Source organism: Fredinandcohnia onubensis (assembly GCF_002734215.1).
Classification (GTDB): Bacteria; Bacillota; Bacilli; order Bacillales; family Bacillaceae_L; genus Ferdinandcohnia; species Ferdinandcohnia onubensis.
Genome location: NZ_NSEB01000010.1, coordinates 86,912 through 101,343 on the forward strand (window position 1 = coordinate 86,912; position 14,432 = coordinate 101,343).

The following is a 14,432-nucleotide window of genomic DNA, read 5'->3' on the forward strand; positions in this document are numbered from 1 at the left end:
AAACGTGAGCTTTCCCGTGTTGGGAAGGCTTTTTTTGTGCCCTTTTTTAATTGTTTGCATACTAATTTTAAAACTGGAAAAAGTAACCTTAAGAGATTGCCTTTAAAGTGAGGGGGGCTCCCATGCCTAAAATCATTTCAGTTGGTATTTGCAATCCACCACATAAGATTAATCAATCCAAAACAACTGAATTTATCAAGGACTTATTTCAAGAACATTTTCCAGACATTGACCGTCTCATCCGAGTATTCGCTAATAGTGAAATCGAGGAACGCTATTTCAGCGAATCATTAGAGTGGTATAGCAAAGACCATAGCTTTGAAGAAAAAAATAATACATATATTGAAAAAGCAATTTCATTTGGAGTGAAATCCATTCAGAACTGCTTAAATAATACCAACCTGCTTAAAAAAAAGATCACGCCGAAAGAAATTGATGCCATCATTTTTATATCGAGCTCTGGAATTTCTACGCCAAGTATTGAAGCAAGGATCATGAATCAAATGGATTTCGGAACACATACAAAGCGGATTCCAATCTGGGGACTTGGTTGTGCGGGAGGGGCATCTGGATTGGCGAGGGCATTTGATTACTGTAAAGCATACCCTAATGCAAAGGTGCTTGTAGTTGCAGTTGAGCTTTGTAGCTTAACTTTTCAAAAAAATGACTTTACTAAGAGCAATTTAATAGGCACTTCGTTATTTGCGGATGGAACAGCCTGTGCGTGTATTGTGGGAGATGAAGTAGAGTATCAGGAATGTTCAGTATCGGATGTTTTACCCGAATTTGTTTCAGCGCAATCGACCTTAATGGCAGATTCAGAGGACGTTATGGGCTGGGATATAAGAAATACAGGTCTCCACGTCATCTTTTCAAAGGATATCCCTAGTATCGTGAAATCGTGGTTAAAAGGAAATGTAGATGAATATTTACATGCAAATCAGCTGGATATGAACAAAATAAAGCATTTTATCGCACATCCAGGTGGAAAAAAGGTATTGGACGCATATGAGGTAGCGCTTGAAATTCCACGCTCGATGACAGAAATCGCTAGAGAAGTTTTACGAAAACAGGGGAATATGTCATCTGTAACGGTGCTTTATGTTCTGAAGGAATTTATGGAAAAGGAGCTAGGTAATGAGGGCGACTATGGGCTTGTTACAGCCTTAGGACCTGGGTTTAGCTCAGAGTTAGTCCTTTTACAATGGAGGAAATAGGATGATATTTTGGATATTTATTACGTTGGTAATTGCCCAAAGATTAATTGAAATGCGAATTGCAAAAAGAAATGAAAAGTGGATTTTGACTCAAGGTGGCTACGAGGTAGGGCATGGGCATTACAAATACATTGTACTCATGCATATCGTGTTTTTTATTTCGCTCATGGTTGAAGTTGTCTATTTTAGCAAAGAGTTATCAATATTTTATCCTGTTCTTTTTTTCTTATTTGCGTTAACACAGTTAGGGAGATTGTGGGCACTTCAATCATTGGGGATGTTCTGGAATACGAAAATTATGATCCTCCCGACAAAACAAGTGCAGGCAAAAGGTCCATATAAATATCTAAAGCACCCTAATTACCTTGTTGTAGCCTTAGAGTTAATCCTAATCCCGTTGTTATTCCAGGCGTATTTAACGGCTATAATTTTCACCTTATTGAACCTGTTGGTAATGGCTGTTCGGATTCCAATCGAAGAACGAGCTTTAGCGGTTCATGTTGAATATCAAAATATAGGCTTGGTGAGTAATCGATTCATTCCAAATAGAATGAAAACGTTAAAAAAAGATTGAAAAGAGCGAAAACTGCTGATACACTATTTGTAGATGAAAATAATTATCACTATCAGTTGAAAGCTGGTGATTAGATTGCTAACTTTATTTATAACTCTAACAATTGGAATATACAGTTTTATCATGTATCACGTCCTACATAATGTTCTAAACTCAAAACAAAACAAGAAAAAACATCATAATGCCATCCATGTAACCAGGTAAATACTTGGTTTTTTTTTATGAAAAATTTGATTCCTAATATTCTGCTTTGTCAAAAGCATAGGTGTAGAGTAAAATACATATATATTGAATTTTTATGCAATGTATAATAAGGGGATTAGACATGATACAAACAGATCAAATTAAACACATCACAAAGGGAGATTTAGAAAAAAGACTATCTTATCTGTATGACATTTTTGAAAAAAACAATGATAAAGAAAGTAGCTCAAAAATCATTCAGTTGCTAAAAAAACTATATAATTCTGAATATATGATTGGTTTTTCTGGCCACTTCTCAGCGGGAAAGTCGAGCATGATTAATGAACTCATAGGGGAGAGTCTTCTGCCATCAAGCCCGATTCCAACAAGTGCAAATTTAGTAAAAGTAAAGTCAGGACGAGAATACGCACGTGTCTATTACCGTGATGGAAAAATCATTGAATACCCAGCACCCTATGATTATGATGTAATCAAATCATATGCAAAAGACGGGGAAGCAATTGAGTCCATTGAAATAAGTCATGATCATATGAAACTCCCTGAGCAAGTAATCGTGATGGATACGCCAGGGATTGATTCTACTGATGATGCCCATCGTGTATCAACTGAATCGGCTCTCCATTTAGCAGATTTGCTGTTTTATGTGATGGACTACAACCATGTCCTTTCAGAGCTGAATTTTCAATTTACAAAGGAACTTACGGATCGAAACAAGACGGTTTATTTAATTGTAAACCAAGTTGATAAACATAAAGAATCAGAGCTTAGTTTTGCTTCCTTTAAACAAGGTGTCGAAGAGGCGTTTCAGAATTGGAATGTAGCCTATTCAGATATTTTTTTCACGACATTAAAGGAACCCAATCACGAGCATAATCAGTTTAAGCAGGTCCAGCAGTTGCTCCATGATAAAATTGCTAACAAGGAACAACTTTTATTAGAGGGTGTATTCCATTCTGCAAAACAAATTGTTTTAGAGCATATTGCATTTCTAGATGATAAAAATGCTGTAGAGCTCGAAGATACAAAAGAAAAGCTCCGGTCATTATCAGAAGCTGAGCGGGAGACAATTCCAACTCAAATAGAAAAATTGAACAATCAATTAACTAGCTTCTCAAAAAACAGGGAAAAAATCGAAGTGGAATTTATGGATGAAATTGACACGATTTTATCAAATGCAATTCTGATGCCGTTCCAGACTCGTGATTTAGCGAAAAATTTTGTTGAATGTGTGCAGCCTGATTTTAAGGTTGGATTGTTATTCTCCAAAAACAAAACAGAAAAGGAACGCGAAGACCGAAAGCAAGCTTTTCTAGCAGATGTGAAAGAAAGAATGTCCACTCAATTGGAATGGCATTTAAAGGACTTTGTCGGGAAATTTGCAGGAAACTTACGTCTTTCGAAACAACCGACTGGAAACGAGCTTGCAACGGACTTGAGTGCGAAGGAGTTACAAGATTTAGTTAAGCCTGGTGCGGGTGTTACTGGGGAATACATTTTAACTTATACAGATGATGTAGGAAATTATATTAAGAGAAAATATAAACAAAAAGCAGTAACGTTATTAAATGACATTCTTGAGCAGGTTAAGTCAAGTACTGTAAAAGAAGAGCAAGGGATAAAAGCGGAGTTAGATAAATATGAAGTTTATCAAGAAGCGTTTGCCACTTTGAAGAAATGTGAGTCGAAACGAACTGAGATACGTTCGAAGCTTGACGACATCATGAATGGAAAATCTGAAATAAATCGTACGGAATCAGCTGAAAACCTACTTTCTAGATTTGCAGAAAATGTTGAGATTTCTTCCACTGAAGAAATACTGAAGGATTTGAAGAATCAAGAGGCGGCCACTCCGAAATCTGAAGAAAAACCAACACAACAGCATAAAGAAAAAATAGGAACATCTGAGCAAGCGATCGATCATTTAGAAAAAGCGCATGACTTGATTAAGCCGATTACAGGTCTTTCTACGCTTGCTAAAGATATTCGGGAAAAAGCTCATCGCTTAAAACATAAACATTTTACTGTTGCATTATTTGGAGCGTTTAGTGCAGGGAAGTCTTCTTTTGCTAATGCATTAATGGGGAAACATGCACTACCAGTTTCACCAAACCCAACAACAGCAACAATTAATAAAATTACATTTCCAACTGATGAACATCAACATGGAACAGTACTTGTAAAGATAAAATCAACAAAACAATTATTAGACGATATCAACCACTCATTACACATTTTTGGTGAAAAAGCGGGCAGTCTTGATGCCAGTATAGAAATCATAAAGTCGAAGATTAGCAATATCGAAAAAATCGAAGCGAAAGAAAAGCCTCATTTTTCATTCTTAAAAGCAGTGTTGGCAGGGTTTGAGAGCATCGCTTCAGATTTAGATCACGTTTTAACAACTGATATGGATGGTTTTAATGAGTATGTCGCGAAGGAAGAAAAGGCATGTTTTGTAGAATGGATTGAGCTTTATTATGATTGTCCATTAACTAAGCAAGGGATTACATTGGTAGATACGCCAGGAGCAGATTCAATTAATGCTCGCCATACAGGGGTTGCTTTTGAATATATTAAAAATGCCGATGCCATTCTATTTGTAACGTATTATAATCATGCTTTCTCAAAAGCAGACCGTGAGTTTTTAATTCAACTTGGCCGTGTTAAAGACACCTTCAGTATGGATAAGATGTTCTTCATCATTAATGCGGCAGATTTGGCAAACTCAACTGAAGAGTTATCAGATGTAAAAGATTATGTCGAGTCACAGCTTGTAAGCTATGGAATTCGTTTTCCTCGACTCTATACTGTATCAAGCCGTGCTGCCTTACTTGAGAAACTTAACGAAGACAGTCAGAAGGATCGTGGAATCCTTGCGACTTCTGGTATAGAACGTTTTGAAGCTGATTTCCATTCATTTGTTATTGATGAGTTGACAGAAGTAGCAGTTAATGAAGGATACGTTGATATTCAGCGTGCTGCGTCAATCATTAACTCGTATATTCAATCTGCAAAGGAAGATAAGGATATAAAGCGTGCTAAACTTCAAGATGCTAAAGACCAGCATGAGAAAATGGAGTCTGTTATTGAAACTGTTGATCAACAGGAAGCGTTTGGAGTGGTTGAGCAAGAAATTAAGGAGCTTAGTTACTACATTAAGCAAAGGGTATTCCTTCGAATATCAGATATGTTTAAGGAAGCATTTAACCCATCATCACTAAGAGATGATGGCCGAGATTTGAAAAAAGCGTTACAATCATGTTTAGCTGAATTTTTAGAGTCAGTCGGCTTTGATTTAGCCCAAGAATTGCGCGCCACTTCATTGCGGATCGAAACATTTATTTCAAAGCGACTACATGGACAAATCGGAACTTTTAATGAGCAAATTAAGTCGATCAATTCAAATATGAGTATTTCAGAGTCCATTGAACTAGATTTTGAAACGATTGAATTTAAGAATGGGCTTGAGCAGGAAGAGCATACACGATACAAAAAGGCACTAGCTCTGTTCAAAAATCCTAAATCATTTTTCGAAAAAAATGAGAAAAAACAAATGCAGGATGAATTAGAAATATTGCTAGATGCACCAGTTAGCTCATATCTTGAAGAAAACCAATCATACCTTGTTAATTTCTACAAACAGGAATTTAATAAAGGGCTACAAGCACTTCAAAAAGATGCATTGGAAGAAATCCATGAGTATTTCGATGGTGTAACCAAAATTCTATCTGAGGATATCGATATCGACAACCTAGAGCAGGTACACGAAAAGCTAAGCGGATACTATATGGAGCATATGGGGTGAATTGATTTTGACTGATTCGAAATCAAAGTATCATGCATGTGCCACTTGTGTTCATTTCGTAGCAGAACGAAAAGGTGGCAAGATGATCTACAGTTGTGCACGTTTAGGCTATGATACAAAGCCAGCTTACAAATTCAATTGTTGGACGCCTAAACCCCATATTGTTAAACTAATGAAGACTGAAACAACGGAGGAGAAATAATGACAAACGTCCATGAAGCAATCACAAAACATTCAAAATCACAGCACGAAATTGTAAAAACATTCGTGGGACTTGAGCAACAAAGAGAACTATTTATTGATGAGGCAGTTTCTTTAGCCAAACAAAACAAAGAATTCACCGTTGATAAAATCAATAAAGTGACAAACGAAATGAACAAACTTGCGAAAAAAGGAATTGTTCCATTAAGAAAGCTTGTAACAGTTGAAATGGTGAAAGAGTACGCATTCCGCAAATAAATAATACATGCATGTTGGGTTAATACTAACTACAATCTCTCATAAAGGAGACATGCATGTGAAAAACGAAAAACAATCTGTTTCGAAAAAGGAGAAAAAGCAAGAAGGAAAAGGGACTACCCCCTATCATTTTGCTTCCTATGCAGAAATTGAAGCAGAAAAAATGAAGAGTAAATAAATGTGAGCCCTCTTGTGTAAGAGGGCCTTTTTGTGCGCTTGGAAGGAAGATACAAACAAATGCACAGTAGATATATGTTATAATTCTATTTATGAAGATTTTGCCGAAGGGGAGGATATGCTGATGAAAAATCAGATTATGTTAATAGATGGGATGGCATTATTGTTTCGCTCTTTTTATGCAACGGCAATGAGTGGATATTTTATGGTGAATAGTAAAGGTGTTCCAACAAATGGGATTCACGGATTTATAAAACATATGATGACTGCTGTCAATAAGTACAAGCCTTCACATGTCATTTGCTGTTGGGATATGGGGAGCTCTACATTTCGTACAGAAATGTATGATGGTTATAAAGCAAATCGTGGCGCACCACCAGAAGAGTTAATTCCACAATTTGATTTAGTTAAGGATGTAGTTGAATCCTTTGATATCCCGAATGTTGGACTTTCTGGATATGAGGCAGATGACTGTATTGGTACGCTTGCAAAACTATATAGCCAAGACTCTGATGTGATCATTCTGACTGGTGACCAAGACATTTTGCAATTGCTTGATGAAAGTATTACGGTTCTAATTATGAAAAAAGGAATCGGTAATTACGCAGAGTATACGAGTGAAAGCTTTCTTGAAGAAAAAGGAATTACTCCTCAGCAAATGGTAGACCTAAAAGCGTTAATGGGTGATACAAGTGACAATTATCCAGGTGTTAGAGGGATCGGTGAGAAAACAGCACTTAAACTACTCCAACAGTTCGGGTCAATTGAAGGTATTCTTGAAAATGTAGAAAACCTAACAAAAGGACAAAAGACTAAAATCAAAGAAGATTTAGACATGCTACATTTATCACGGAAATTGGCGCGAATTCATTGCGAAGTTCCGATTAATTGCTCACTTGATGATGCATTAATCCAAATTAACCGTGAAAAAGTGCACGAAAAGTTCTCAGAGCTTGAATTTAAAGGTTTGGATCAATTTATTAGTTAAGGGAGTACTCAATTTGAGTGCTCTTTTTTGATTATTTTGGAGAGGTTAAGATTAAAAATGTTGCTTATGGCTGTTAATTTGCGTTTATGGCCAATAAATAAATTTTATAGCTGATAAATCAGAAATATGGCTATTATGAAAATCTTTTGGCTGATAGCCTATCCGGCTCGTCAGTACCAACAAGGGATGCCCCGCGATCACAACCAATCACAGGGCATCTCACAAAAAAACTTATCTTTTTGTATTTGATTTCTTTGCTCTGTTCTCAAGCTCACTTTTTGGTTCCGTTGAAAATTCTGTATCTTCATTATGTCCTTGTGGGTTTACGCCTTTTGGAGCTTTCCCGCGGTTGTTTCCTTTTTGTGCCATGATTATGTCACCTCCATTTCGTATTATTTCCATCCTAATTTGGAATATGTCTTGAATAGAAAATGAGGTGATACATGAAACTAACCATGAGGTGAGAATCGTGAACAAAGGAATCTATACTGCGCTACTTACAATTGGGCTTGCTCAATTTTTAAAAATCCCAATTAAAAAAGCCAAAACAGGAAAATGGGATTGGGGCACTTTTTTTGAAACGGGTGGGATGCCAAGCTCACACTCAGCTGGTGTTTCCTCACTCGCTACTTTTATTGCGTTAAGAAGAGGTGTTCCCACGATAGATTTTGCACTATCCACCGTATTCGGTTTAATCGTTATGTATGATGCACAAGGGATCCGTCGCCAATCAGGGGAACTCACCATTAAGGTGAACGAGCTTGATGAAGAAATAGAGCGATTAGCAGGACAAAAGGACCATCACTACCATGATAACAAGGAACAGAGATTAAAAGAAAGACTTGGCCATCAGCCAGAAGAAGTACTTGGTGGAGCAATATTTGGAATGATTGCAGGTACAATAGCCCATTTTTTAACAAAAAAATCGTAGTATTTCGACAAAAAGTGCGATATTATTAGGGTAGAATTTTTTGTTGGGGTTGGGGTCTATTGTTTAAATTAGAAAATAAAGTAAATGAATATTTACAATTCTTGGCGCAAAAGGGTTTTAATTTTGGAGAGGACGCAGTTGGCTTCATTACATTTGGTCAGCAATATACCAATGCAACAGACGAAATTGTCAATGTTGCAATTGAAATCACTTTAAAGGCCCAAAAGGAATTTGATGGAAGCTTCTTCATATCTTTATTAGAGATGCTGAAGGAAAATCAAATACAAAGTCGAAAACAAGCGTATCGTTTTGTAGAAGAACGAAATATAATGGCATAAAACCCTTAGACAAGTTAGTCCAAGGGTTTCTTCAAGCTTCATTTTTTCGAATGGCTTGTCTTGCTAATTCATCAGCCACTTTATTTTGTGTGCTTGGGATCCATTTAAGAAAAAAGAGGTCAAGTTCATTGGAAAGCTGCAATGCTTTTTCAAGCAAAGGAGCGAATTTTTTATTTTTGACGTATTCCTTTGCTATCGCTCGGTCAACCAGTTGTGAATCCGTTCGAAACGATACGACTCTGTAGTCATTCTTGATGCAAATTTCAAGACCTTTTAGAAGAGCATAGTATTCAGCTTCGTGGTTCGTCATAATCCCAAGAGGAATCGAATGTTTTTCCACGACACCATTTCCTTTAATAAAAACCCCAGCACCAGAAGGACCAGGGTCACCAGCGCTTGCACCATCTATATACACTTCGATCATCTAATGCCTCCAAAATATACTAAATAATGCCTATTTTATCATTAATCATGTAAAGTTGTGAAGATAATAAGAAAAGGATGTCTGCTCATAGACATCCTTTTCCTTCCCGTTGGTTATGCATTTTTATGAAATCTTCTAGCCATATAGATAAATGGTGTATCGATTAAAGCAACCAACCATTTAATAAAGTATGTCGTTATGAAAATTTCAATCCATACGTCAAACGGATATGCGCCTAAGAATGCAACACTGGTAAAGATTAATGTATCAAGTAGTTGGCTAATCATTGTGCTTCCATTATTCCGTATCCATAGCTGGTTATCCTTAGGAAAGCGTGCTTTAATTTTCGAATAAATAATCACGTCTGAATACTGACTAATCAAAAACGCAAGTAGGCTTCCTAAGGCAATTCGTGGAAGAAGTCCAAAAATTGTTTCCAATGAGCCCTGAGCAAAGTCCACCTCATGAGGTTTAAACGCAAGAACAAACTGCATGATTATAATCATTGAAAGCAGTGTGAAAAAGCCAAGCCAAACACCTTTTTTCGCTTCCTCTTTTCCATACTTTTCATTCAGAATATCAGTGATTAAGAAGGTTGTTCCATACATAATATTTCCGAGGGTAGCGGTTAATCCAAATAGCTCAACCGTTTTTACTACCTGAAGATTTGCTATAACCGTTGAAAAACCAATCCAAACAAATAACCCGGATTTTCCGAAGATGCGGTAAATCGTTAAGACTAAAATAAAATTGACAATTGCAAAAACGAACCAAAGAATTTCGTTATACATACTATTACCTCCTGTAGTTTTGATAACGCGGGAGTTTACGAACCGCGAAAGGACCTCATTTAATTGTCAAAGGTTAATTATAGTACGATATGAATAAAAGTGGAAGTGCATAACCTAATGGAAAAAGTGTATAATGAGTAAAAAATTAGGAAAAATGAAGATACGTTCCACTAGAGAGGATGAGCATGATGAAACTTAAGCTGGAATGGACTTATAAAACGCCAAAAAACCAAGTGATCACCTTAATGTCGGATGAAGTATCTGTGGAAGAGGCATTGCTCTTAGCAGATGACTTTGAACGAACTGGACGCACAAAGGACCTCGTATTTTATGATGAGCGTCATACAAAATGGACAAAAAAAGAAATCATTAAATTGCTTAAAGTAGTCGAAACTGAACCTCAGGATATTATTGCTTATTTTGATGGTGGGTTTGATATACAATCAGGTAAGGCCGGCTTAGGTGTTGCTATATACTATTCCCAAAATAAAAAGCCTTATCGGGTTAGAGTAAATGAAGTATTTGAAGAAATGGAATCAAATAACGAGGCAGAATACGCAGCATTCTGGTTGCTTTTAAATACCCTAGAGGAAATAGGTGTAAAGCATGCAACTGTCACATTTAAAGGTGATTCCCATGTTGTATTAAAACAATTGTCAGGGGAGTGGCCGTGTTTTGAGGAGAACCTGAATAGGTGGCTGGATAGGATAGAGGAGAGAATTAAAAAGTTAGGGATTCATCCAATCTATGATCCGATTGGCAGGAAACAGAACGCAGAAGCAGATAGACTAGCTACTCAGGCGCTCGAAGGAACAAATGTTTCCAGTAAAATTGAAATAAAAGGGTAAGTAATTAAGCCTACTCATCATACTCATAAAGTAGGTGAATTTGATGAGGATGGATCGTTGCTCGTTCGAGTGGGTGAACCGATGAAAATAGGAGATGATTTTTTTCATGAAACGCAAGGAACTCATTTTGGAAGTTGGTGAAATACTTGACACCTATTGCCAAGATTGTTTTGTAAAAGAATATTTTCGCAAAGAACATGGCAAACGCTATGCCCAAAACTTTTGTATTAAAAATTGCACCGTTGGTCAAAAGCTGAAAGAGTATGGAGAGAAACTATCTTAATATATGTAAAAAGGGCTCTTTTTGAGTAGAAAGAGCCCAAAGAAAAGGCTGATAAAAAAATCAGCCTTGGTTTCACATTGTTAAGTTAAAATGTAAGAATTATAGCTTTACAACGTTCGCAGCTTGAGGTCCACGATTTCCTTCAACAACTTCGAAAGAAACTTCTTGGCCTTCTTCTAAAGATTTGTAACCATCACCTTGGATAGCTGTGAAGTGTACGAATACATCGTCTCCGCCTTCAACTTCGATGAAGCCAAATCCTTTTTCATTGTTAAACCATTTTACTTTACCGTTTTGCATTATGCTTTTCCTCCTAAACCTTCGGCACAACCGTGCATCGTAAAAATTTTTATCAATTAGCTACGTATTTATGTATCTTTAAAAATAATAATATTGTAAAAAAAATACTAAACTACAGCTAAATGATGATTTTAATATACAACCTAAATCGTGTTAAGTCAAGGGAATAAAGGGTTTTTTACGTATTATTGGAAAATAATTGTGACAAAGAAGAGGATAAATGTAAAAATAGTAAAATATTTTCGTATATTCGAATAATTATTGAAGAAATTCCATTATTTGATATAATAATAGAAACAGAAGTTTGAGGTGTCCAATACGATTATCGATTCATCTTTCAAAAAAACATAAAATTGAAAGCATTTTATCAATACTGTTGGTTGGAGGCTACTATTATGTATAGACACAATTACAATGGGAAAGAAATCATCATCAGGTTTACCTCAAATTCGAGAAGCACCAATGTCAACAAGGATTATCTGTATAAAAAAATAGTATCCATATGTGAAAGTATAATGACTGCAGACCATGAAACTCCATTCATTGTTGAGGATGAGCAAGGGCGCCTAGCCGTTGGCACGGTGCAGCATGGAGATTTAACTGTCATCTCTATCCATCATATTGTCGAACATTCGCATATGTATCTCCAAAGAAATGAAGTTAAAAAACCATCTTGAATGGTTTTTTAACTTTTATTATCTCTCCTATCTGTCTCTCTCATTCTCCCACCAAAATCTGTATTTCTATGAATCATAAAGTTTTGATAAAATAATCTTAGTAGTGTAATTGAAAAGAGGAATAAGATGAAGGTTATTATCGCGGAAAAACCAGACCAAGCGATGAAGCTTGCGGCTCCATTTAGGAGTAAAAAATCTCAAGGGTTTATTGAGGTTTCGCCCGATCCATTATTTCCGAAGGGTGCTTACTTTACATGGGCAGTTGGCCATATTTGTGAGTTGCTTCCCCCCGAAGAATATAATCCTGCCTGGAAAAAGTGGCGGATCGAAACACTCCCCCTCATTCCCGACCATTTCTCATATCGGGTCATGAAATCAAAATGGAAACAGTTTACCATTATAAAAAATCTCCTTCGTAAACCAGAGATAACAGAAATCATTCATGCAGGTGATGCTGGTCGTGAGGGAGAACTAATCATCCGTAATATTATTGAAATGGCCAAGGTAAGTAAGCCGTTAAAACGATTATGGATTTCATCTTTAACGGAAAAAGCAGTGAAGGATGGTTTTCAAAATCTATTAATGGAGGAGGATACTAGAAACCTATACTTTGAAGCGAAGGCACGGGCCTGTGCCGATTGGATTGTTGGGATGAATGCGTCTAGAGTCTACACATTACTACTTAAGCAAAAAGGAGTATCTGATGTATTTTCAGCAGGAAGAGTTCAAACACCGACTTTGGCCTTGATTGTAAAACGTGAAAAAGAAATTGCGAATTTCAAATCTGAGCCATTTTGGGAGGTTTTCGCCAACTTCCAAATAAATGGTAAACAGTATGAAGGGAAATGGATGAAGGATAATGAATCGCGGCTTTCTTCACAAGACATGGCGGAAAGGATCGCGGCATTTTGTCAGGATAAGCCTGCGGAAATTGCTGAAGTGGAAACGGAGAAGAAAGAATATCAGCCACCTTTACTATTTAATTTGTCGAGTCTTCAAGCAACGGCAAACAAAGCATTTAAATTCTCACCAAAAAAGACATTGGATGTCGCACAAAGCCTATATACGAAGGGAATTATTTCCTATCCCCGTTCGGATTCAAGCTATATAACAAAAGGGGAAGCACAGACAATCCCAGAAGTTTTTTCAAAGCTTGAAAAACTGGAAGACTATAAGGCTTATTTTCCAACACCTAATGTGTCGATTATGAATAATTCTCGTTACGTCAATGAGAAAAAAGTGACTGATCACTATGCAATTATTCCAACTGAGCAGGTTCCACATCCTGCAAAGCTATCTGGTGATGAGAAGAAGATTTATGATCTAATCGTAAAACGCTTGATAGCCGCGCACTACAAGCCTGCTATTTTTAACTATACAACCGTAAAAACATTAGTAGATAAGCGCGCTGAATTTGTAACAAAGGGCAAGGTAAAGCTTCAGGAAGGGTGGAGAAAAGTGCTCTTCGAGGAGAATTCAAAGGATGAGGATGTAATCCTGCCCGCCCTTGAAAAGGGGGAAGCTGGAGTTGTCGAAAACAGTTACACAAAAGAGGGAAAAACACAGCCACCGAAACGCTACACTGAAGGACAGTTGATTACCTTAATGAAGACGGCAGGTAAGCATATTGACAATGATGAGCTAGAGAAAATACTTGCCAAAACGGAAGGACTTGGCACCGAAGCAACACGCGCAGGTATTATCACAATGTTAAAACAACGGAACTATATAAACGTCGAGAAAAACCAAGTATTTGCAACAGAAAAAGGGATTCTATTAATCGATGTGATTGGTGAAAAAATCCTTGCATCTCCTGAAATGACAGCGAAATGGGAACAGCGTCTTCATGAAATAGGACAAGGTAAAGCTTCACCAGCCTCATTTATGATTCAGACGAAAAAGCTTTCCCAAAAAATTGTGGATGATGCTAAGGTACAAAGTGATACTTGGGATTTTTCAAGTATCAATATTGAAAATGTTAGTTCTCAAAAAAGCTCTTATAATAAAAAAGAAATCGGTACAGTCGTAGGAACCTGTAAAAAATGTGGTGGAGAGGTCATCAATAAAGGCAAATTTTATGGTTGTGCAAACTATAAAACAAAAGGCTGCCAATTCACAATTTCAGGGAAGATCTTAGGAAAAACAATCACAAAAACAAATGTTCAAAAGTTACTTTCAGCAAATAAGACAAACTTAATAAAAGGCTTCAAAAAAGAAAGTAAAATGTTTGATGCATACCTTAAATGGAATGACCAAACAGGGAAAATAGAATTTGAATTTCCGGCAAAAGTACTAAATAATAATTAAAATGTAAGAGAAAAGACGAAATGTCTTTTCTCTCTTTTTAAAATTTTCAAAAAACTACATTGAACCAAATAAGACCAGGTTGTATAATTGATAAAGAACGACTGATACGTAC

The 14,432-nt window shown here is 36.6% G+C and carries 16 protein-coding genes; 12 read left to right on the forward strand and 4 right to left on the reverse strand.

The genetic code is table 11. The features are described from left to right. Positions 1 to 122: 122 nt before the first annotated feature. The 6 genes from CKK03_RS11845 to CKK03_RS11870 all read left to right on the forward strand — a co-directional run bounded on the left by CKK03_RS11845 (position 123) and on the right by CKK03_RS11870 (position 7,421). Positions 123 to 1,217: a type III polyketide synthase gene (locus tag CKK03_RS11845; protein ID WP_099362788.1), complete on the forward strand. Its 1,095-nt coding sequence runs from the start codon at positions 123 to 125 to the stop codon at positions 1,215 to 1,217. Position 1,218: 1 nt separating this feature from the next. Further along, the gene (locus CKK03_RS11850) at positions 1,219 to 1,791 is read left to right on the forward strand and encodes an isoprenylcysteine carboxyl methyltransferase family protein (RefSeq protein WP_099362789.1); all 573 of its coding nucleotides are present in this window, start codon (positions 1,219 to 1,221) and stop codon (positions 1,789 to 1,791) included. Between the two features lie 325 nt (positions 1,792 to 2,116). Continuing rightward, positions 2,117 to 5,797 (forward strand): dynamin family protein, encoded by a 3,681-nt coding sequence (locus CKK03_RS11855; RefSeq protein WP_180271235.1) that lies wholly within the window; start codon positions 2,117 to 2,119, stop codon positions 5,795 to 5,797. Between the two features lie 7 nt (positions 5,798 to 5,804). Next, on the forward strand, positions 5,805 to 5,999 hold the full coding sequence (locus CKK03_RS11860; protein WP_099362791.1) for a hypothetical protein: 195 nt from the start codon (positions 5,805 to 5,807) through the stop codon (positions 5,997 to 5,999). Further along, a complete protein-coding gene (locus CKK03_RS11865) occupies positions 5,999 to 6,256 on the forward strand; it encodes a YpbS family protein (protein WP_099362792.1) in 258 nt (85 codons plus the stop codon). Before CKK03_RS11860 ends, CKK03_RS11865 begins: the two co-directional genes overlap by 1 nt. Positions 6,257 to 6,557: 301 nt before the next feature. Continuing rightward, complete coding sequence (locus tag CKK03_RS11870; RefSeq protein WP_099362793.1) at positions 6,558 to 7,421, forward strand: 5'-3' exonuclease; 864 nt, start codon at positions 6,558 to 6,560, stop codon at positions 7,419 to 7,421. 231 nt (positions 7,422 to 7,652) lie between these two features. On the opposite strand, the gene sspL is transcribed toward CKK03_RS11870, so the two are convergent. Next, positions 7,653 to 7,790, reverse strand: a complete 138-nt coding sequence (gene sspL / locus CKK03_RS11875) for a small, acid-soluble spore protein L (RefSeq protein ID WP_099362794.1) — start codon at positions 7,788 to 7,790, stop codon at positions 7,653 to 7,655. Between the two features lie 100 nt (positions 7,791 to 7,890). Between sspL and CKK03_RS11880 the strand changes: the two genes are divergently transcribed. Then, positions 7,891 to 8,352 carry a divergent PAP2 family protein gene (locus CKK03_RS11880; protein ID WP_099362795.1) on the forward strand — a complete coding sequence of 154 codons (462 nt, stop codon included), beginning with the start codon at positions 7,891 to 7,893 and terminating at the stop codon, positions 8,350 to 8,352. A gap of 59 nt (positions 8,353 to 8,411) precedes the next feature. Continuing rightward, a complete protein-coding gene (locus tag CKK03_RS11885; RefSeq protein WP_099362796.1) occupies positions 8,412 to 8,690 on the forward strand; it encodes a DUF6123 family protein in 279 nt (92 codons plus the stop codon). 31 nt (positions 8,691 to 8,721) lie between these two features. On the opposite strand, the gene CKK03_RS11890 is transcribed toward CKK03_RS11885, so the two are convergent. Then, the gene (locus tag CKK03_RS11890) at positions 8,722 to 9,114 is read right to left on the reverse strand and encodes a reverse transcriptase-like protein (RefSeq protein ID WP_099362797.1); all 393 of its coding nucleotides are present in this window, start codon (positions 9,112 to 9,114) and stop codon (positions 8,722 to 8,724) included. Positions 9,115 to 9,227: 113 nt separating this feature from the next. Continuing rightward, positions 9,228 to 9,905: a queuosine precursor transporter gene (locus tag CKK03_RS11895; protein WP_099362798.1), complete on the reverse strand. Its 678-nt coding sequence runs from the start codon at positions 9,903 to 9,905 to the stop codon at positions 9,228 to 9,230. A 188-nt stretch (positions 9,906 to 10,093) separates the two neighbouring features. Here CKK03_RS11895 and CKK03_RS11900 point away from each other — a divergent pair, with 188 nt between their 5' ends. Together CKK03_RS11900 and CKK03_RS11905 are read left to right on the forward strand one after the other, a co-directional pair. Next, on the forward strand, positions 10,094 to 10,753 hold the full coding sequence (locus CKK03_RS11900) for a ribonuclease H family protein (protein ID WP_099362799.1): 660 nt from the start codon (positions 10,094 to 10,096) through the stop codon (positions 10,751 to 10,753). Between the two features lie 106 nt (positions 10,754 to 10,859). Further along, positions 10,860 to 11,036 carry a zinc-finger domain-containing protein gene (locus tag CKK03_RS11905; protein WP_099351609.1) on the forward strand — a complete coding sequence of 59 codons (177 nt, stop codon included), beginning with the start codon at positions 10,860 to 10,862 and terminating at the stop codon, positions 11,034 to 11,036. A 99-nt stretch (positions 11,037 to 11,135) separates the two neighbouring features. Here the strand turns inward: CKK03_RS11905 and cspD are convergent, their stop codons facing one another. After that, positions 11,136 to 11,336 carry a cold-shock protein CspD gene (cspD, locus tag CKK03_RS11910; RefSeq protein WP_099351608.1) on the reverse strand — a complete coding sequence of 67 codons (201 nt, stop codon included), beginning with the start codon at positions 11,334 to 11,336 and terminating at the stop codon, positions 11,136 to 11,138. A 395-nt stretch (positions 11,337 to 11,731) separates the two neighbouring features. Between cspD and CKK03_RS11915 the strand changes: the two genes are divergently transcribed. After that, on the forward strand, positions 11,732 to 12,013 hold the full coding sequence (locus tag CKK03_RS11915; RefSeq protein WP_099362800.1) for a hypothetical protein: 282 nt from the start codon (positions 11,732 to 11,734) through the stop codon (positions 12,011 to 12,013). A gap of 126 nt (positions 12,014 to 12,139) precedes the next feature. Next, a complete protein-coding gene (locus CKK03_RS11920) occupies positions 12,140 to 14,320 on the forward strand; it encodes a DNA topoisomerase III (protein ID WP_099362801.1) in 2,181 nt (726 codons plus the stop codon). Positions 14,321 to 14,432 lie beyond the last annotated feature (112 nt).

What these genes read in the sequence shown, in the direction of transcription:
- CKK03_RS11890 (WP_099362797.1), bottom strand. Translation starts at nt 9,114, where the DNA reads ATGATCGAAGTGTATATAGATGGTGCAAGCGCTGGTGACCCTGGTCCT.
- CKK03_RS11845 (WP_099362788.1), top strand. Translation starts at nt 123, where the DNA reads ATGCCTAAAATCATTTCAGTTGGTATTTGCAATCCACCACATAAGATT.
- cspD (WP_099351608.1), bottom strand. Translation starts at nt 11,336, where the DNA reads ATGCAAAACGGTAAAGTAAAATGGTTTAACAATGAAAAAGGATTTGGC.
- CKK03_RS11850 (WP_099362789.1), top strand. Translation starts at nt 1,219, where the DNA reads ATGATATTTTGGATATTTATTACGTTGGTAATTGCCCAAAGATTAATT.
- sspL (WP_099362794.1), bottom strand. Translation starts at nt 7,790, where the DNA reads ATGGCACAAAAAGGAAACAACCGCGGGAAAGCTCCAAAAGGCGTAAAC.
- CKK03_RS11895 (WP_099362798.1), bottom strand. Translation starts at nt 9,905, where the DNA reads ATGTATAACGAAATTCTTTGGTTCGTTTTTGCAATTGTCAATTTTATT.
- CKK03_RS11870 (WP_099362793.1), top strand. Translation starts at nt 6,558, where the DNA reads ATGAAAAATCAGATTATGTTAATAGATGGGATGGCATTATTGTTTCGC.
- CKK03_RS11915 (WP_099362800.1), top strand. Translation starts at nt 11,732, where the DNA reads ATGTATAGACACAATTACAATGGGAAAGAAATCATCATCAGGTTTACC.
- CKK03_RS11920 (WP_099362801.1), top strand. Translation starts at nt 12,140, where the DNA reads ATGAAGGTTATTATCGCGGAAAAACCAGACCAAGCGATGAAGCTTGCG.
- CKK03_RS11865 (WP_099362792.1), top strand. Translation starts at nt 5,999, where the DNA reads ATGACAAACGTCCATGAAGCAATCACAAAACATTCAAAATCACAGCAC.
- CKK03_RS11905 (WP_099351609.1), top strand. Translation starts at nt 10,860, where the DNA reads ATGAAACGCAAGGAACTCATTTTGGAAGTTGGTGAAATACTTGACACC.
- CKK03_RS11900 (WP_099362799.1), top strand. Translation starts at nt 10,094, where the DNA reads ATGAAACTTAAGCTGGAATGGACTTATAAAACGCCAAAAAACCAAGTG.
- CKK03_RS11855 (WP_180271235.1), top strand. Translation starts at nt 2,117, where the DNA reads ATGATACAAACAGATCAAATTAAACACATCACAAAGGGAGATTTAGAA.